The sequence below is a fragment of the Amycolatopsis sp. 2-15 genome (genome assembly GCF_030285625.1).
Taxonomy (GTDB): Bacteria; Actinomycetota; Actinomycetes; order Mycobacteriales; family Pseudonocardiaceae; genus Amycolatopsis; species Amycolatopsis carbonis.
Map to the genome: position 1 here is coordinate 3,968,955 of NZ_CP127294.1, position 17,300 is coordinate 3,986,254.

Here is a 17,300-nt window from a genome sequence, read left to right on the forward strand (position 1 = left end):
GTAGTCGTTCTTCGGCCACGGGCCCTCCTCGAGATGCGGATCGACGGTGTGTGCCACTGGTGCAGCGCTCAGGCGGCGGGCTGCAGCAGGATCTTCTGCGCGCCCTCGAGCTTCTTCTGAAAGATGTCGTACGCCCGCGGCGCGTCGGCCAGTGGCAGCTTGTGCGTGGCGAAACCCTCGACCCCGAGCGGATCACCGTCAGCGGTGAGGACCGGCATGATGTCGTCGATCCAATGCCGCACGTTGGCCTGGCCCATGCGCAGCTGGATCTGCTTGTCGAACAGCTCCATCATCGGCAGCGGGTCGACCATCCCGCCGTACACACCCGAGAGTGAGATCGTGCCGCCACGACGCACGCTGTCGATCGCGGCGTACAACACGCTCAGACGGTCGATACCCGCCTTCTCGGTGATCTTCGCGCCGACCTGCTGCGGCAACAGGGCGACGAGGCTCTGCGCCAATCGGCCGATCGGCGCGCCATGAGCCTCCATGCCCACGGCATCGATCACCGCGTCCGCGCCCCGCCCACCGGTGAGCTGCCGGATCGACTCGGCAATGTCCTTGTGGTCGCGGACGTCAAGGACAGTGGCGCCGTGCGAACGCGCTCGCGCGAGCCGCTCCGGTACGAGGTCGACACCGATCACCTCGCCGGCCCCGCGGTGCCGCGCGACGCGGCAGGCCATCTGCCCGATCGGCCCCAGCCCGAACACCACGACCGAACCGCCGCCGGGCACGTCCGCGTACTCGACGGCCTGCCACGCCGTCGGGACCACGTCGGACAGGTAGACGAACCGCTCGTCCGGCGGGCCGTCCGGGACCTTGATCGGCCCGTACTGGGCCTGCGGCACCCTCAGGTACTCCGCCTGCCCGCCCGGCACCCGGCCGTAGAGCTTGGTGTACCCGAGCAGCGACGCGCCCTTGCCCTGGCTGGTCACCTGCGTCGTCTCGCACTGCGACTGCAGGCCACGTTCGCACATCCAGCAATGGCCGCACGAAATGTTGAAGGGGACCACCACACGGTCACCGGGCTTGATCCCGGTCACCGCCGCGCCGACCTCCTCCACCACGCCCATCGGCTCGTGCCCCAGGATGTCGCCCTCGGTCATGAAGGCACCGAGCACCTCGTACAGGTGCAGATCCGACCCGCAGATCCCGGTGGACGTGATCCGCACGATCGCGTCCGTCGGCTCCTCGAGCCTCGGGTCGGGCACGGTGTCCACGCGGACGTCGCGCTTGCCGTGCCAGGTCACTGCCTTCATCGCGCTCCCTTTCACCATGGAAAAAGCCAACTGGTTCCCGGATTTCCTGACGACCGGCAGCGCAAACGCGATTCACCTGTCCGGAACCGGCTCGTGTCGGCTGCTCAGGCTGTCGCGCTGTGCAGTTTCAGTGGATCTTTCGGCGCCTGTGCCCGCGCGTCGACCATGCGCTGCCCCAGTTCCTGCAGGCGTTTGCGTCCCATCGCGGAGCGCACCTGCGGAAACCAGTCGTTCTCCTCCTCGCCCACGTGGTGGCGGACGTTCTCGACAAGCACGGTGACCTTCGCGTCGAACGTCTCGTCCGCGGCGTCCAAGCCGATGAGCTCGGACAACATCCAGACGACGATGTGGTGCTCCTCCACGCTTTCCAGCACGTGATCCGCCGTCTCCGGCACGGCTTCCCGGGCAGCCGGGTAGAAGATCTCTTCCTCGATGTAGGCGTGGACAGTCAACTCTTCGATGATCGAGTCGACCACCCGCCGCTTCTCCTGATACGCCTTATCCCCCGCTTTTTCGAACTGCTTGAAGAGCTTCTCGACAGTCTTGTGGTCGTCCTTCAGCAACACGATCGCGTCAGTGGACACCGACCCTCCTCCTTCACCCTCGCCGTCTCGCCCCCGGACCCCCGGGGGCGACATGCACGCCGGAGTACCCCCGGGATCACGGGGAAAACATCCGGCGTGCCGTTGCTGCGCGCCCGCTCGGCGTGGCGAATCGTTCTGGTCGGGCCGCCCAGCACAGGGGGAACCGCGGGGGTGGCCGCTTTACGGGCCGGCGACTCGTGCACCACGCACCCGACATCGCACAGGTCCTCAGGGATGACCGCGCCCTGTAGAGCTCAGTACAGAAGTATGCCCTGCAGGCTCAGGACCGGCTTACTCGTCATCGCAAGTCGGCGCTCACGACTCGGCGAACTCGAACCGCAGCTCGGCGACGCACTGCTCGTACTTCTGTTCCATCTCGTGCTCGCTCTGCGCGGCGATGAGGATCTGCGCGAGCTCGTAGGAGTAGCTGTCCTGCTCGGGAAGCTCGGACAGGCGCTGCCCTTCGCGCGGGCTGACGTCGATCACGATGCCGTCGATCTTCTCCTCCAACGCGGCGATCTCGGCTTCGGTCGGCGCCCGCGTCACCACAGCGTCGCTGGAGAATCGCCGCAGATACCACCGCCCGGCGATGCGGTAGGGACCGTGGGAATCACGGGGTTTCGGTGCTTCGCCGAGGCCGAGTCGGACCATGATGTCGTGGTTGGTGACACCGTCGACCAGTTCGAAAAGCTCGGCGTGGACTGCGAATGCCGTGGGTTGATCTCCAGCAGGCTGACCTGAGCGGTCCCGACGTCGCAGAAGAACTCGATGCTGAAGGTCGCGTTGTCGAAGCAGATCCGGGGCATCACAAGCTGCGCGGCGTCTTCCATGCGCCGCACCATGTCGTCGGGCAGCTGGGATGGGTACTGGTGTCTGAGGAACGAAGAGCGTTCGGGGTAGTCGACCGAGTCCAGTGCTGCGTAGACGGTCACCTCGCCGTTCCAGACGTACCCCTCCACCGCGGCCTGTACCCCGGACAGCTCCGCCTCGGCGAGGCAGGCGGCCCCACCCACCGAAGCGATCTCAAGCGGCAGATCAACCTTGCCGAGGACGTGATCGAACGGGTCGCCGACGCGTCCGACCCCCTGGCGGATTTCCGTGACAGCGGCGGCGAAATCCTCCTGATCGGTCACGTGGAAAGCGAGCTCCGAGGAGAACGACTTCACCGGCTTGAGCCACACGGGAAAGGACATGCCCTCGGGCAACCCTGGTTCTTCCTCGTCGAGATCGACGATGCCGAACGGCGGCGTCTCGTCAATCACCGCCCGTTGTTCGAGCCGGCTCCAGTACTTGTGCTCACACTTGAGAACCGCCTCGAGCGGGACGTGCGGCAGGCCGTGCTGCTCACACAGCAGAGGCACCAGCGTCGCGGCCGGGAAGTCCCAGAAGCCGACGATCGCGTCGATCCGGCCCTCGAACGCGGCCAACTCCTCCGCGGCTTTGTCCAGCAGCCCGACGATGTCGATCTCGCCGTGCTGGAGCTCCTCCGGGGTCAGCAGGCCGTGGAACGTGTAGTTTTCGGCGTCCGGCAAGCGTTCCAGCACTCGTGCGTTGTCGGCGTCGAGGCCGATCACGAAAATGTTCTTCGTCATCCGGTCGGTTTCCCGTTCGTCGTCGTGGTCATGGAATTCCCCGTGACCACGGCGACAAACTGGGCCATCTGGCACAACATGCACGACAGCAGGGTGAACGCGGTTCAGACCAAATCGCGCGGGACCACGCGGTGCCAGTTGCGCGAGATGATCCGGCGGGCGCCTTCGTAGGCGTCGAGGCGGGCGTCGACGATGAACTCGTCGGGGGTGCAGGAAACCCGGGTGCGGGTCTCGCTCCGGGCCGACCACTCGCCTCGTTCGAACGTCACGACCCATTCCGTTTCGGCCATGGCGGAGCAGAAGTCGTCGGCGACCCAGCTGTAGCGTTCGTGCACGTCACGGGTGATCGCGAGGTCGATGTCGTTGTACCGGACGGTGCCGGAGTTCTTCACGATGTCCAGTGCGGAGTGGTAGTCGACCAGGTCCCGCGAGACCGTCCAGCGCTGCTCGGGCGGGGTCAGTGCGGTGGTCGAGACCGGCGGCGTCCCTTCCGGCTGTTCGAACGGCCGCTCGGAGACCTCGTCGGATTCTGCGACCGGCCGCACCGGGAGGGTCAGCGTGCTTTGTCCGGTGTGGATGGACAGCATGACCGGCTCCGGCGGCGGCCAGGCGAGCGGCCAGTACGAAGTGGACAGAGAAAGCCGAATCCGGTGCCCCGCTGGGAAAGCCTGCGCCACCCCGTTCAGTTCGAACTGAACCTCGTAGACCTGCCCGGGTTCCAGAGCAACGGGGTTTTCATGGCCTTCGCGGTGCGTGAGGTTGAGCAGCCCGTACGTCACACGGGTGGCACTCCCGTCCGGGGCCACGTCCGACAGCCGCGCCGCCACCATCGCCACCGGCCGGTCGGCCGAGATCGTCAGCCGCACCTGAGGTGCACCAAGGATTTCACAGCGGTCGGTGAGCACGTCAGTGTCGAAGACGAGCGATCCGCCGTCTTCCTCGCGCTGGTCGTAGGGCAGGTCGGGAGGTGCGCTGTAGGAAGCCCACTTCCCCGCGAACTGACCCACCGACAGCGGCGAGGACAGATGCAGAGTTTCCTCGGGGGCGGTTTCGCCGGGCCGGGCGATCCGGTGGGGCGCGAGCGGGTGTTCCGACGGCGCTACGTGGGGCGAGGGCCAGCACGCCTCACCGACCCACCGCCCTGGCCGGTCTTCATAGGAGGTCGACGGCGGGACGCTGTCCTGCATCCACGTGCGCAGCATCGGGCCGTCCATCACACCGTTGTCGACGTCCTTGAGCCAGTGGTCCCACCAGCGCACCACTTCCTGGAGGTAGCCGATCGCCGGCCCGGGTTCGCCCAGGTGCGGGTACTTGTGCGACCACGGGCCGATCAGGCCGCGCCGCGGCACGTCGAGGTGGGCCAGCAGCCTCGTCACCGCGTTCGAGTAGCCGTCGGCCCAGCCGCTGGAGGCGAGTACCGGCACCTGCACGTCGTGGTAGTTCTCCGACACCGACGCGTGCCGCCAGTACTCGTCGCGCCGCTGGTGCCGCAGCCACTGCTCGGCCCACAGGCTGCAGTGCTCCAGCCGCGCGAGCCACATCTCGCGCCAGCGATCCCCCACCAGCGCGGGATCCGGCGGCAAGGTCGCGTCGGAGAACATCGTGCCGGACTCCGCGACGTTGTCCGACAACAGACAACCACCCATGTAGTGCATGTCGTCGGCGAACCGGTCGTCGGTGAACGACGAGATCACGATCGCCCGCAGGCTCGGCGGTTTCCGCGCGGCCACCTGCAGCGCGGCGAACCCGCCCCACGAGATGCCCATCATCCCCGTGACGCCACTGCACCAGGGCTGCGATGCCAGCCACGCCAGCACGTCCTCCGCGTCCTGCTGCTCGGACTCCAGATACTCGTCCTCAAGAACCCCCTCGGACTCCCCGGTGCCGCGGATGTCGACACGCACACAGGCGTACCCGTGGCCGGCGAGGTAGGGGTGATGAATCGAGTCGCGAACCGAAGTGAGATCACGCTTGCGATAGGGGATGTACTCCAGAATTCCCGGCACCGGCACGGATTCCGAGCCGGCCGGTCGCCAAATTCTGGCCGCCAGCCGGATCCCGCCCGACACGGAAATCCAGACGTTCTCGTCCTCGATGATGTCGTACGGCAGCGACGCGAGCGCACGGGTACCCATGGATCTTCGCGTACCCGGACCCACGGTCTCGGAAACACACCAACCGTTCCACCGGCAGCTCTGCTTCTCACCGCCGCGGCGGTGAGGTTGCCACTGGCGCGGATCACCGCAGGCTTCGCGGCCGACGATGCGCAAAACAGGTGGCGCTCGTTCACGAACCGCCGCCGATGGCGCGTGGCTGAGGTCTGCGAGGCAGAACACGTTCCCGTCGGGGTCGGCGAGTACCACGAAGTCGCGATCCGGCAGTTTCCACTATCCCACTCCGGTGAGACCTCGAGCCCGAGCGCAGCGCTCCAGAAAGCACTGGCACGAGACAGGTCGGTGACCCCTACCACGGGAAACCCCAGCCTCAGTGCCATCGGCACCTCTCCTCGTCCTCCGCGCCACGCGCGGACAGCCTGGTTCTCGTCGCGTCCGGATGACCGCGCCTGCGTACCCGCCAACGTCCGTTCGCCGCGGTTGGCACCAGCGATGGCAACGCGGAGACCGGTCGGCCACAAAAGGGGTCGGTTTCACACCTCCGCCCGCGGGAATCCAGTCACCGCACGGTGAATCCATCCACGGGGCAGGCTCACGTGAAGGTGGTGGTGACCGGTGAAACCGGAGCCCACGTATCGAGAAGAACTGCTGCTGCGCCACTACGTAGAGTCAGTCGCTGAGCAGGTCGGAGTGGAAGCGACCGCGGTGCTGTGCGAGTGCGGCACGCCCTCGACCGCGTACGTCGCGCTCGCCGACACGTCACGCGCGTGGCCCGGGCGGCTGCTGATGCTCGCGTGGAGCAGTGACGACGGCTGGCGGCTCGCGCTCGAACCTGAAAGAGACGAACCGCCTGTGATCGTTGCCGCGTGGCCGGAATCGGTCCGCCCGGCCCCGTCGCGGGTCGCGCGCCGCCTACAGAACGAGCTGCGAACGCGGGCGCAGTCAGCCGCGACGGTGACGCCCACGCCGTCGGAAATTTCGGCCCACCCGTCGCGGCAGCCGGAACTTGCCTCCACACCGACCAGTCGGTGAAGTCTTGCCATGCGCCCATGGGGACCGTCAGCTGTGAGTCGACATCCGCCCGACGCGGACGCACAAACGATGCTGATGCAGCGACCCGCCCGTGTCGACCTAGGTGGCGCGGGTGCCCCACCTCCGCAGCGGTGTCAGCCGCGGCGCAACCCAGTTGCGGAGAGGAGACATCATGGCCACCGGCGAAACCGGATTCGACGACGTCACCTACGACCTCGTGTCGGTGCAGTACCACGCCCTGAAAGCGGGACACGACTACGGCCAGTACGTCAGGGACGCGGACAACGCAGGCAAGCAGGACATCGCCGATTTCTTCCGCACCGTGATGGCGGAAGACTCGGCGCGAGCCAAGCAGTGTCACGAATTCATCGAAGAGCTGTCCGGCAGCTCGGAATCGGGCCCAGCCGTCACCTGAAGCCGTTCGGCCGCAAGCCGGAAGCGGCGCCGGTGCACACGGTCGCCGGCTCAGCCGGTGGCCGTGCGCTCGGCCGGTCGAGGGCGTCGGTCCATCGGGCCCCATTCGCGCGATCCCTGGGCGTCGACGAGGGCGCGTGATTCGCACAGCACGGTGTCTGCGACCCAGGCCAGCGGTTCGTCGCAGCGTACGAGTGGCTCGTTGTCCGGCCCGCGCGCGACTTCCGTGCCACGCAGAACCCAGGGGCGCACGCCGGGACCGCGCAGATCGCGCAGGTGTTGGTAGTCGTAGAGCCGGCGCGCGAGCCAGAGCCGAACCGAGCGGTCCTCCCACCACGGTTCCTTCCGCAGGGGGTTCGCGGACAGACCGGGCAGTGGCACGCCGGTGAGGCTGTCCCGGCTGGACTGCTGTGCCCGCGCCGGGTCGAGGTCGACGTCGGGTCCATGTGACCAGCGGACGTAGAGATCATCACCGGCGTCGGCCGTGAACAGTTCGGACAGCTGATCGAGGTCGTGGACGGTCGGCATGTCCCGTCCCTGCGGTTGCGCGGACGATCGCCGTGTGGAGCCGGTCATCGTGGTGCCGTTCAGCTGGTGAGGATTTGCGGGGACATGCTCTTCAGCATGGCGTTGGTCCACTTCATCTGCCGCAACGTCTGCGGGTGGCAGCGGCTCGCCAGCTCGAGGAGTTCGGTGTCCTTCGCTGCCTGCGCGCCTTGGGCGAGCAGCTCCCAGTCGAGCGAGACGCCGGCGGCCTTGCGGTGCAAGCGGCGCAGGTCGGCGAGCAGCAGGAGCCCGGGTTCGGGTCGGCCAGCGCTCAGCTCGGCGAGCGTGGTCCGCAGCGGCGCCAGCGGCCCTGATCCGGGGACACGCTCGTCGAGGTGAAGCCCGTAGTTCCTCCCGTGCCGGGTCAGCTCGTGCACGTGCTCTTCCGACCATCCGGCCAGGTCCTGGGCGACGTGGTGCACCTCGTGCTCGGCCGCGTGGCGGTCGGCGGTCTTGCGCAGGTCGCGCGCCATCGACTTCTCGGCTCGGTGGAGTTCGCGTATCGCCAGGCCCAGTTTCATCGGGTGGCTCCTGTGACGAGTTCTTCGTGGACGGTCGTGTGGGCGGGCGCGATCGTGGGCGCGGGCTGTTCGTCGCCGACCTTGCGCAACGCGGCGGCGGCGACTTTGAACAGCGGCTGCTTGGAGACAGGGTCACAGTCGGTGAAGGTCAGCTCGTTGGCCGCGCGGTCGCCGTCCTTGCTCGCGGCGTGGTCGACGTCCCAGTAGCTGTAGTGGAACGGCAGGAACAGCACCCCTTCGCGGATCCCGCCGAGCCGGACGTGGGCGCGTACGGCACCGCGCGGCGTCGACACTTCGGCGAGGTCCCCTTCGGACAGACCCGCCGCGGCAGCGTCCGCTTCGGATACTTCCAGCCACACTTCCGGGGCCGCGGCGTCCAACTGCGGTGCGCGCCCCGTCTTGGTGCGGGTGTGGAAGTGGTGAATGGTGCGGCCGTTGATCAGGAGGAACGGATGGGCCTCGTCGGGTCGCTCGTGCGGCTGGAGGTACCCGGCGGCTTTGAGCATCGCCTTGCCGGAGGGGTTCATCGCCTGGTACTCGACGGGTTCGGTCGGCGCGCCGGTGACCAGGTCGCGCCCGTAGCTCTCGCAGTAGTCGGGGGCGGCGAAGAACTTTCCGTCGGTGTAGAGCCGCTCGGTGCCGTCCGGGCGTTCCTCTGTGCACGGCCACTGGATCCCGCTGACCTCACGCAGCTTCCGGTAGCTCAGGCCGCTGTAGTCGCACGGCCGTCCCCTCGACGCGCGTTTCCAGGCTTCGAAGGCCAACTCCGCGTCGGTCCACGCCGGGAAGGGCGCGCCGTCGGCGTCACGCAGGTCCATCCGGCGGGCGTAGTCCAGGAAAATGTCCAGATCGGCTCGCGCCTGTCCCGGCGGCTCCACCGCTTTCTCGGACAGGTGCACCGTGCGGTCGGCGTTGGTGAACGTGCCGGTTTTCTCACCCCACATCGCCGCCGGCAGCACGACGTCGGCCAGCTCGGCGGTCTCGGTCCGGAACGCGTCCTGCACCACGAGGAACAGCCGGTCCTGCGCCAGGATCGAGCGGATGCGGTGCAGGTCGGGCAGGGAGACGGCCGGGTTGGTCGCCGAGACCCAGAGGAACCGCAGGCTGCCGTTTTCGGCGTAGCGCAGCATTTGCATGAGGTGGGTCGGTGGGCCGTAGTGCGGGATCCGGCTCACGTCGACGTTCCACAGCTTCGCGAGTTCGGCCACGTGCTCGTCGTTGGCCCAGTTGCGGAACCCGGTCAGGTCACCGTCGGCACCGCATTCCCGGGTGTTCTCGGCCGTGGGCTGGCCGTTCATCTGCAGCACGCCCGCGCCCGGTTTGCCGAGCATCCCGCGCAGCAGCACCAGGTTGTTCACCTGCACCGCGGCCGCCGCGGCCTGATGCGACTGGTAGAAGCCCTGCAGCACAGTGCACAACAGCCGTTCCGCCGTCCCGAGCAGGCGGCCCGCCTCCCGGATCTGCGCGGGCTCGAGGCCGCAGATCTCCGCCACACGCTCAGGCGGGTAGTCCGCGACGGTCGCCGCAAGATCGTCGTATCCCACCGTGCACCGCTCGACATAGCCGCGATCGACCCAGCCGTTCTCGATGATCTCGTGCAGCAGGCCGTTCATCAGTGCGACGTTGCTGCCGGGCAGCGGCGCGAGGTGCAGCGTCGCGGCCTGGGCGACCGGCATTTCGCGCGGGTCCACGCACAGCAGGGCCGGCGGCTCGGGCCCGGCGAGCCGGTCGAGGATGCGCGACCACAGCACCGCCTGCGTCTCGGCCACGTTGTGCCCGAAAAGCGCGATCACGTCGGCGTGGTCGACGTCCGTGTAGGACGCGGGCTGGCCGTCGCAGCCGAAAGACTCCTTCAAGGCCGCCGCTGCCGTCGCCGTGCAGAGCCGGGTGTTGCCGTCGAGGTGGTTCGTGCCGATGCCGCCACGGGCGACGGCGGCGAGGGCGTAGTACTCCTCGGCGAAGAGCTGCCCGCTGGTGTAGAACCCGAGCGCGCCGGGCCCTTGCTCGTCGAGGAGCTCTCTGCTGCGGCGGACGATGTGGTCCATCGCTTCGTCCCAGCTCGCCTCGACGAGTTCGCCGTGCCGGCGCACCAGCGGCGTGGTCAGGCGGTCGCTCGCCGAGTTGGCCTGCCACCCGAAAAGGTCTTTCGGATCCAGCCGACCGCGATTCACGCGGTCGTCGGACCGGCCACGCACTCCGACGATTCGGCTGTCTCGAACCGCGATGTCGAGCCCGTCGCCATTCGAGTGGAGCACCGCCGCACTCCGCACCCACCGCTGCACGCTCTCCGGTGTCACGCCGTCGGCGAGGTAACTGTCCACGCGGGTCGGCCAGTGCTCACCGGGCCCGTACGGTCTCCTGGCTCCCCAGGGCTCGGTGATCCCGTCACGCTGTGGCACTGCACCTCCCGATACTCATCTGGCGATCAGTGAATACCCGCGGGGGCCGGAGGCAAACGGTCTTGTTTGCGTAACGCAACTGTTGCTATCGCCGACTCCGAGAACTGGCGATCACAGCATCGCCGAGGTGTAAATCAGCCGCGAGCGGGGTATTTCGACGCGTGCACAAGGTCATCGGCAGTGTGATCGCAGCGGCGTTCTTGGTCTCGGTCGTCGGCTGTGCCGCCGACAGTCCGGATGCCCAGGCCGCAGCACAGGCGTTCGTCACCACGGCCGCCGCAGGCACGGCCGTCGAGGCCTGCGCGTTGCTCGCTCCGCGCGCACGGGACGCGCTCGGACCGGCCGGGTGCCAGCCGGCGCTCGCTACAGTGCCGCACGCCCCCGTCGTGTCAGCGTCTGTGTGGAGCGACGAAGCTCAGGCGCGCTCGGCTGCGGACACCCTGTTCCTGCACGAGTTCCCGGACGGCTGGCGCATCACCGGCGCCGGCTGCCACCCGCGCAACGAGCAGGTCTACGACTGCACGATCGGCGGGCGATGAAGGCCCGCGCGGTGTTTGCCGTTTACCTGGTGCTCGTCCTCGCCGGATTGGCCTATTTCATCGCAATCGGGGTGCTGGGCCGATGACCACACTCCGGTCCTTCATGCGGGACAACGGCCTCTCACTCGCTTTCGGAGTGCTGTTCCTGTTCAGCCTGGTCGGCCAGGCGTGGTCGGGCCTCGCCGCCTTCAACGACCAGCAGCTCGCCCACGGCGCTCAGACTGTCGGTCTGCTGGACTACCTCACGTCCTCGTCGTTCGCCGTCGACGTCGCCGAGAACTGGCAATCCGAATACCTGCAGTTCTTCCTCTACGTCTCCGCGACGGTCTGGCTCGTGCAGCGAGGTTCTCCCGAATCGAAGGCTCTGCGCAAAGCCGGACCCGAAAGTGACCGGGATCAGCTGCTCGGCCGGCACGTCCGAGACGGGTCCCCTCGGTGGGCGAAAGCGGGCGGCCGGCGAACGGCGGTGTTCTCCCGCTCGCTCGGGCTGGTCATGGGCACGGTCTTCCTGCTGTCGTGGCTGGCCCAATCGATCGCCGGGGTCAGCGCCTACAACGCGGAACAGCTCAGCGACTTCGGTGACCCGGTCAGCTGGGGCGAGTACCTGCTCTCGGCCGACTTCTGGAACCGCACCCTGCAGAACTGGCAGTCGGAGTTCCTGGCCATCGGCTGCATGGCGATCTTCAGCGTTTACCTCCGCCAGCGCGGCTCGCCCGAATCCAAACCCGTCGGCGCTGAACACCACGTGACTGACGAATCAGGCTGACCAGCGACGGCATCGGGATTCAACCCTCGCCTGTCCCGACGATGGCCAGACTCCACCGACGTTCGCATGCGGATGCCGGGCTGACCTTCGGGTCAGTTTCGGCCGAGCCGCAGGTGAGGGACGTCCGCTGTGCGCCGAGGCTGTCCGAACCGGTGAAGCACCGGCTGCTGGCCCATGGGCTGTTGCGTGACGACCGCCCTCCAGTGAAGCTGGCGCAGCGAGGGCCCGATAAACCCTGAGTTGCGCTTGGCCGACGAACTCTCCGGCGCCAGGCTTTCCGGTCTGCTGCTCACCGCCGAGACGGTGCAGTCGGCCGGGCCGTGCGTGACGGCACGGCAAGCTGAGGCACCGCAGATGCGGAGGTCGAAGGCGTGGATCTGCTCGAAGATCCACGTCCGGATCGCGAGGACAATGCGCGCGGCGCAACGGCCAACGGCTCTCGGTTCAGCGTCCGCGGGGGTCTTCAGTGCCGCCTTGCTCGTCCGGCTGGGTCGCGCCTGCTGCGACCTCGGAGAGCGAGGCTTTGCCCTGGGGGTGCCCTCGGGTCACGTGCGCTTCGTCGCGCATGCGGTCCAACATGTGCGGGTAGTGCAGCTCGAACGCGGGCCGTTCGGAGCGGATGCGGGGCAGCTCGAGGAAGTTGTGCCGTGGCGGTGGGCTGGTCGTCGCCCACTCCAGCGAATTGCCGTAACCCCAAGGGTCATCCACGTTGACCTCTTGGCCGAAGCGGTAGCTTTTGACGACGTTCCAGATGAACGGCAGCACCGATGCACCCAGGATGAACGACCCGATCGTCGAGACCGTGTGCATCCCCGTGAACCCGTCGCTGCGCAGGTAGTCGGCGTAGCGGCGTGGCATGCCGGCGTCGCCGAGCCAGTGCTGGATGAGGAAGGTGGTGTGGAAGCCGATGAACGTCGTCCAGAAGTGCCACTTGGCCAGCGGTTCGTCGAGCATGCGGCCGGTGATCTTGGGGAACCAGAAGTAGATGCCGGCGAACGTGGCGAACACGATCGTCCCGAACAGCACGTAGTGGAAGTGGGCGACGACGAAGTAGCTGTCGTGCACGTGGAAGTCGAGTGCGGGGGCGGCGAGGATGACGCCGGTGAGCCCGCCGAGCAGGAACGTGACGAGGAAGCCGATCGACCACAGCATCGGCGACTCGAACGTCAGCTGCCCCTTCCACATCGTGCCGATCCAGTTGAAGAACTTGATCCCCGTGGGCACGGCGATGAGGAACGTCATGAACGAGAAGAACGGCAGCAGCACCGCGCCGGTGGCGAACATGTGGTGGGCCCAGACGGCCACCGACAACGCGGTGATACCGATGGTGGCGAATACCATGGTCTTGTAGCCGAACAGTGGTTTCCGGCTGAAGACGGGGATGATTTCTGTGACGATGCCGAAGTAGGGCAGCGCGACGATGTAGACCTCCGGGTGGCCGAAGAACCAGAACAGGTGCTGCCACAGAATGGCGCCGCCGTTGGCCGGGTCGAACACGTGCGCGCCGATGTGTCTGTCGGCGAGCAGCCCGAACAGCGCGGCGGTGAGGATTGGGAACGCGAGCAAGATCAGGATGCCGGTGAACAGGATGTTCCAGGTGAAGATCGGCATCCGCCACATCAGCATCCCGGGCGCCCGCAGGCACACGATGGTGGTGATCATGTTGACCGCGCCGAGAATGGTGCCGAGGCCGGTGACGATCAGCCCGGTGATCCACAGGTCCCCGCCGACACCGGGGGAGTGGATGGCGCTCGACAGCGGGGTGTATGCGGTCCAGCCGAAGTCCGGCGGGCCGCCCGGGGTGATATAGCCGGACAAGACGATCAAGCCGCCGAAGAGATAAAGCCAATACGAGAAGGCGTTCAAGCGGGGGAAGGACACGTCCGGCGACCCGATTTGCAGGGGCACGATGAAGTTGGCGAAGCCGAAGAGGTTCGGGGTCGCGTAGAGCAGCAGCATGATCGTGCCGTGCATGGTGAACAGCTGGTTGTACTGCTCCGGCGAGAGGAACTGCAGCCCGGGCTGGGCCAGCTCGCCGCGCATCAGCAATGCCGTCAACCCGCCGATGAGGAAGAACCCGAACGAGGTCGACAGGTAGAGCAGGCCGATCGTCTTGTGATCGGTGGTGCGGATCGTCTTCAGGATCACCGATCCGAGCGGCTCCCTGCGGGCCGGTCGGAGCGGGACGGGCGTGGGGCGCGCGGCGGTGTCGGTCATCGGGTCCTCGGTCTCGTCGTCGCCGGAACATCCTCATCGCTGACGGCCCGCACCTACCCGCTCCGGCCGTCGGTAAACCCGTGCTTGAAAAAATCGATGGTTGATGACGCCCGGTGCGGGTATGCCACGCGCCGAGCGCAGCCGACAGCACCGCTTCTCCGGATCGAGGTGGCGGCGATGGACTCAACGGTTCCGGGCGGGCGGAGGACCGTCTCAGCACGGAACGCGGCTCGACGTCTCCGCGCGACCGAACGTCAGTTGAAAGCCACGGACGCGGTCTGGGTGCGGCGGACCTTCGGTGAGGTCGCGTGGCGCCTGGGTCGCGGCTGGTTGGCGGTGAACCTCGCCTTGGACGTCATCGCGCTGGCGCTGATCCTGTTCGGCGTGCTCGTGGTGTTACCGGTGGCCTTCGCGGGATTCGTCCTGGGCAACATCGCCGTCTGCATGCACCTCGAACGCCAGAGCCGGAGCGAGGGCAGTATGAGAAATCGGTGACCCGCCGCCTGGTTAACGAAACCCTCGCGCGCTCCCGCGGCGACGTGGTGGCGAACGGGTGGGCCGGTCTCTCTTGAGCGTGGCCAGTAGCCGGGCTCGAGCGGCCTGGCGGAAGCCGGTGCCGTTACCGCACTATCAGCTCGTGCCGCCAAGCCGACCAGCGCCGCCCCTCATGAGCACCGCAAGCTTCAGCGCGAGGATGCGCCGGCTCGCCGGCCGCGTCTTCGATGGCGCGGACGCCAACGGCGTCGCCGCGCTCAGTTCTCCTGGTGGGTGGGGGTCATGATCTCGATGCCGATCTGGCGGCGGAAGGGTTCGACTGTGTTTCGCTGGTGGTCGGCTCGAGCCAGGAGGTCGTCGAAGTCGACAGACGGCACGCGTGCGCGCAGGCCGGCCAGGTCACCGAGGGTGGTCCACAGGATCTTTTTGCCTTCGATGCCCATGGCCAGGGCCTCTAGTTCAAGAAAACGGCTCAGCGGGGAGTAGGACCGCAGGCGGCCGTTGTATTTGAGCCGTCCCAGCCGTTCCCCCGCGAAGGCGGCCGCGGCCTTGGCGCGGTTCGGGCGCACGTTGAGCGTGCGCATGATCAGTTCGAACGTCCGCACGTCTTCGGCGATGGCTTGGGCGACTTTGGCCAGCGCGTCTCCCAGTTCGGTCCCGCGGTTGTTGTCGCGGGCCCGGCGCGCCAGTTCGCGCCAGGTGATGCCCAGGGCGAACTGGTCGCGGAGGTAGATGCGCAGGAACTCGGTCACCGGTCGACCGCCTGTGGGCGCGGGGACTGCCACCGGAAGACCCCGGCGCCCTGCGCGTAGGCGAGGTGACCGCCGAGCGCGCCGCCCGCGCTGAGAACCACCAAGCCGACGACGCCGAGGATCTTGCCGCCGACCGGCTCGCGCCGGCGGCGCAGGTAGGAGCCGGTGAAAAACGCGGCCCCGAGGCTGTTGAGCACGAGATGACCGAACCCGACACGTCGCTGCCGCTCGTCCAGCTCGCTGTAGTCGGCCGCGCCGAGCACCGCAGCCGGTGCCACGGCGAGCAGGCCGATCCCAACCAACCGCCGGGCGGCTGCGTCGCTGCCTGGGACCAGGTCGAGCAGCGCCGAACACACCCAAGCCCCGATCGGGACGGTGACGGCAAGCGGGTGCAGCGGATGCCCGAGCCGACGCCCGCGCAGCTCACGGCCGACCCGACCGCCGAAGAGCCGGATCAACGGCTTCGCCACCGTCGCCGCGGGCGCATCAATCCCTCGTGCGGTTTCCATCGCGGACAACACACGATGAGGTGCCGCAGCCCGTCCCCCTTCGCTGCGGATCTTCGGAACAGCTTGTGCGGTCTCGTCGGTCATGCCGCGGGCTACCCCGTGGTTCCCGGCACCAATCTCGCGTTGGCCAAAACGTGGCCGGCCGTGGTGACCGTATGGCCGGATACCCGCCTGCGACGACGTTGCGCCGGCTGACCCAGGCGGAGTCCGCACCCGAGGACGGGCAGTTCAAGGACGACGCCACAGGCTCGCGCGGCGGACCGATCCGGACGGGAGTGACGCCTTGAGCGCGAGAGCGGGCAGGCGCGCGGGAAGCGGTCGAACGGGGTGACAGGGGAGGCCCGGCCCGCCCAGCCTGCCCAGCAGCAGCGCCCGCCCGGAACGACGTCGGCGATGACGCCCCGGCCCGAGCACGGCGAGCACACCTACCGCGGCTCCGGCAAGCTGACCGGCAAGGCCGCGCTCATCACCGGCGCGGACAGCGGCATCGACCGCGCCGTGGCGACGCATACGCGCGCGAAGGCGCGGATGTGCTGATCTCCTATCTTCACGAGCACGCGGACGCCGAGGAGACGCGGCGCTGGGTCGAAGAGGCCGGCCGCAAGGCGGTGCTCGTCCCCGGTGATGTCGCCTATCCGGCGCATTGCCGGGCGTTGGTCGCTCGGACGGTCGAGGAGTTCGGCCGGATCGACGTCCTCGTGAACAACGAAGCGTTCCAGATGTTCCCCGAGACGCTCGAGGGGATCCCGGACCAGGAGTGGGACCACGCGCTCGCGACCAACCTCGGCGCGTTCTTCCACTTTGTGAAGCCGTGCCCCACATGCGGCCGGACTCGTCGATCATCGGCGGCCCTCGGTGAACTCCGACAACCCGCCCGCTGCTGCTGCCCTACGACGTGACGAAGGTCGGGGATCGCCAACGTGACCGCCGCGTTGACGCAGATGCTGGGCCCGAAGGGGATTCGCGCCAACAGTGTCGCGCCGGGCCCTATGTGGCCCCCGCTGATCCCGTCCACGATGCCCGAAGACCAGGTGGAGTCCTTCGGTGCGCAGGTACCCCGCGGGTTCTCAGATCCGGCCCGTGGGGGGTCCTATTGTTCCCGCCGGTCACGGCCGTCCTGGAGGCAGGCAGCCTGTGGCTGCTCTACCGGACCGGTCTCTGCGCTGCCTCCGACGCCGACCCGGTGCCGCACGGGGTGGTCCACATCCAGGTGTTTCTGACCGGGCTGCTGTTCACGGCAGTGGTGTGTTGGGAGGCGTGCCATGCGAAGGCGGGGGCGCCGATCGCGAACACACGACGAGTGCCCATGCCCCATGACGATCCATCGGAGGCCGGTTTCATCAGCCAGGCCCAGGAGGCGACGGACTGCACCGCAGATCGGCCCGAAGACGGTGAGCCGTGACACCGGCTCTGGATCTCAGAGACAGAAGCGACGATGCCAGGTAGTTCAGACACCAACAGTTGCGTCGGTCCCCGCGAACGGCCCAGGGGTGGGCTTTCGCCGGAGCATCTGCGGGGAGTAAGTGCCCCTCGCCTTTGGTGAAGCCGCCTGAGTAGAGCG

General features: G+C 67.8%; 17 protein-coding genes and 1 pseudogene. 8 read left to right on the top strand and 10 right to left on the bottom strand.

The window, feature by feature from the left end; translation table 11 throughout:
• Nucleotides 1-68: 68 nt before the first annotated feature.
• The 4 genes and pseudogenes from QRX50_RS19765 to QRX50_RS19780 all read right to left on the bottom strand — a co-directional run bounded on the left by QRX50_RS19765 (nt 69) and on the right by QRX50_RS19780 (nt 5,570).
• Nucleotides 69-1,259, bottom strand: coding sequence for a zinc-dependent alcohol dehydrogenase (locus tag QRX50_RS19765; protein WP_285973415.1), 1,191 nt, complete (start codon nt 1,257-1,259; stop codon nt 69-71).
• A 104-nt stretch (nt 1,260-1,363) separates the two neighbouring features.
• Nucleotides 1,364-1,843 carry a hemerythrin domain-containing protein gene (locus tag QRX50_RS19770; protein WP_285973416.1) on the bottom strand — a complete coding sequence of 160 codons (480 nt, stop codon included), beginning with the start codon at nt 1,841-1,843 and terminating at the stop codon, nt 1,364-1,366.
• Nucleotides 1,844-2,158: 315 nt separating this feature from the next.
• A pseudogene (locus QRX50_RS19775) lies at nt 2,159-3,435 on the bottom strand (ATP-grasp domain-containing protein).
• Nucleotides 3,436-3,539: 104 nt separating this feature from the next.
• Nucleotides 3,540-5,570, bottom strand: coding sequence for a CocE/NonD family hydrolase (locus QRX50_RS19780; protein ID WP_285973417.1), 2,031 nt, complete (start codon nt 5,568-5,570; stop codon nt 3,540-3,542).
• Nucleotides 5,571-6,164: 594 nt separating this feature from the next.
• Between QRX50_RS19780 and QRX50_RS19785 the strand changes: the two genes are divergently transcribed.
• Entirely contained in the window at nt 6,165-6,581 is a 417-nt protein-coding gene (locus QRX50_RS19785) for a DUF6292 family protein (protein WP_285973418.1), read from the top strand.
• Nucleotides 6,582-6,753: 172 nt separating this feature from the next.
• Complete coding sequence (locus QRX50_RS19790; protein ID WP_285973419.1) at nt 6,754-6,996, top strand: acyl carrier protein; 243 nt, start codon at nt 6,754-6,756, stop codon at nt 6,994-6,996.
• A 50-nt stretch (nt 6,997-7,046) separates the two neighbouring features.
• Here the strand turns inward: QRX50_RS19790 and QRX50_RS19795 are convergent, their stop codons facing one another.
• From QRX50_RS19795 to QRX50_RS19805, 3 genes are read right to left on the bottom strand one after another with little or no spacing between them, the layout of a single operon-like run.
• A complete protein-coding gene (locus QRX50_RS19795) occupies nt 7,047-7,523 on the bottom strand; it encodes a DUF6098 family protein (protein ID WP_285973420.1) in 477 nt (158 codons plus the stop codon).
• Nucleotides 7,524-7,582: 59 nt separating this feature from the next.
• Complete coding sequence (locus QRX50_RS19800) at nt 7,583-8,062, bottom strand: hypothetical protein (RefSeq protein ID WP_285973421.1); 480 nt, start codon at nt 8,060-8,062, stop codon at nt 7,583-7,585.
• Nucleotides 8,059-10,461 (bottom strand): molybdopterin oxidoreductase family protein, encoded by a 2,403-nt coding sequence (locus QRX50_RS19805; RefSeq protein WP_285973422.1) that lies wholly within the window; start codon nt 10,459-10,461, stop codon nt 8,059-8,061. The genes QRX50_RS19800 and QRX50_RS19805 overlap by 4 nt, the downstream gene beginning before the upstream one ends.
• A gap of 161 nt (nt 10,462-10,622) precedes the next feature.
• Here QRX50_RS19805 and QRX50_RS19810 point away from each other — a divergent pair, with 161 nt between their 5' ends.
• Both QRX50_RS19810 and QRX50_RS19815 read left to right on the top strand, forming a co-directional pair.
• The gene (locus QRX50_RS19810) at nt 10,623-11,000 is read left to right on the top strand and encodes a hypothetical protein (protein WP_285973423.1); all 378 of its coding nucleotides are present in this window, start codon (nt 10,623-10,625) and stop codon (nt 10,998-11,000) included.
• A gap of 82 nt (nt 11,001-11,082) precedes the next feature.
• Nucleotides 11,083-11,766, top strand: a complete 684-nt coding sequence (locus QRX50_RS19815) for a DUF6766 family protein (protein WP_285973424.1) — start codon at nt 11,083-11,085, stop codon at nt 11,764-11,766.
• Between the two features lie 444 nt (nt 11,767-12,210).
• On the opposite strand, the gene ctaD is transcribed toward QRX50_RS19815, so the two are convergent.
• Nucleotides 12,211-13,983: an aa3-type cytochrome oxidase subunit I gene (gene ctaD, locus QRX50_RS19820; RefSeq protein ID WP_285973425.1), complete on the bottom strand. Its 1,773-nt coding sequence runs from the start codon at nt 13,981-13,983 to the stop codon at nt 12,211-12,213.
• A gap of 258 nt (nt 13,984-14,241) precedes the next feature.
• Here ctaD and QRX50_RS19825 point away from each other — a divergent pair, with 258 nt between their 5' ends.
• A complete protein-coding gene (locus QRX50_RS19825) occupies nt 14,242-14,478 on the top strand; it encodes a hypothetical protein (protein ID WP_285973426.1) in 237 nt (78 codons plus the stop codon).
• A 257-nt stretch (nt 14,479-14,735) separates the two neighbouring features.
• On the opposite strand, the gene QRX50_RS19830 is transcribed toward QRX50_RS19825, so the two are convergent.
• Nucleotides 14,736-15,230, bottom strand: coding sequence for a hypothetical protein (locus QRX50_RS19830; RefSeq protein ID WP_285967565.1), 495 nt, complete (start codon nt 15,228-15,230; stop codon nt 14,736-14,738).
• A complete protein-coding gene (locus QRX50_RS19835) occupies nt 15,227-15,823 on the bottom strand; it encodes a DUF2231 domain-containing protein (protein ID WP_285967564.1) in 597 nt (198 codons plus the stop codon). The genes QRX50_RS19830 and QRX50_RS19835 overlap by 4 nt, the downstream gene beginning before the upstream one ends.
• A 243-nt stretch (nt 15,824-16,066) precedes the next feature.
• Here QRX50_RS19835 and QRX50_RS19840 point away from each other — a divergent pair, with 243 nt between their 5' ends.
• The 3 genes from QRX50_RS19840 to QRX50_RS19850 all read left to right on the top strand — a co-directional run bounded on the left by QRX50_RS19840 (nt 16,067) and on the right by QRX50_RS19850 (nt 17,141).
• Nucleotides 16,067-16,276 carry a hypothetical protein gene (locus tag QRX50_RS19840; RefSeq protein WP_285973427.1) on the top strand — a complete coding sequence of 70 codons (210 nt, stop codon included), beginning with the start codon at nt 16,067-16,069 and terminating at the stop codon, nt 16,274-16,276.
• On the top strand, nt 16,270-16,638 hold the full coding sequence (locus QRX50_RS19845; protein WP_285973428.1) for an SDR family oxidoreductase: 369 nt from the start codon (nt 16,270-16,272) through the stop codon (nt 16,636-16,638). The genes QRX50_RS19840 and QRX50_RS19845 overlap by 7 nt, the downstream gene beginning before the upstream one ends.
• A gap of 194 nt (nt 16,639-16,832) precedes the next feature.
• Nucleotides 16,833-17,141, top strand: coding sequence for a cytochrome c oxidase assembly protein (locus QRX50_RS19850; protein WP_285973429.1), 309 nt, complete (start codon nt 16,833-16,835; stop codon nt 17,139-17,141).
• The last annotated feature ends 159 nt before the right edge of the window (nt 17,142-17,300 follow it).

Bases quoted from the DNA above. Each gene is read 5' to 3' on its own strand.
- QRX50_RS19815 (WP_285973424.1), top strand. From the start codon at position 11,083: ATGACCACACTCCGGTCCTTCATGCGGGACAACGGCCTCTCACTCGCT.
- QRX50_RS19790 (WP_285973419.1), top strand. From the start codon at position 6,754: ATGGCCACCGGCGAAACCGGATTCGACGACGTCACCTACGACCTCGTG.
- QRX50_RS19800 (WP_285973421.1), bottom strand. From the start codon at position 8,062: ATGAAACTGGGCCTGGCGATACGCGAACTCCACCGAGCCGAGAAGTCG.
- QRX50_RS19795 (WP_285973420.1), bottom strand. From the start codon at position 7,523: ATGCCGACCGTCCACGACCTCGATCAGCTGTCCGAACTGTTCACGGCC.
- QRX50_RS19765 (WP_285973415.1), bottom strand. From the start codon at position 1,259: ATGAAGGCAGTGACCTGGCACGGCAAGCGCGACGTCCGCGTGGACACC.
- QRX50_RS19780 (WP_285973417.1), bottom strand. From the start codon at position 5,570: ATGGGTACCCGTGCGCTCGCGTCGCTGCCGTACGACATCATCGAGGAC.
- QRX50_RS19835 (WP_285967564.1), bottom strand. From the start codon at position 15,823: ATGACCGACGAGACCGCACAAGCTGTTCCGAAGATCCGCAGCGAAGGG.
- ctaD (WP_285973425.1), bottom strand. From the start codon at position 13,983: ATGACCGACACCGCCGCGCGCCCCACGCCCGTCCCGCTCCGACCGGCC.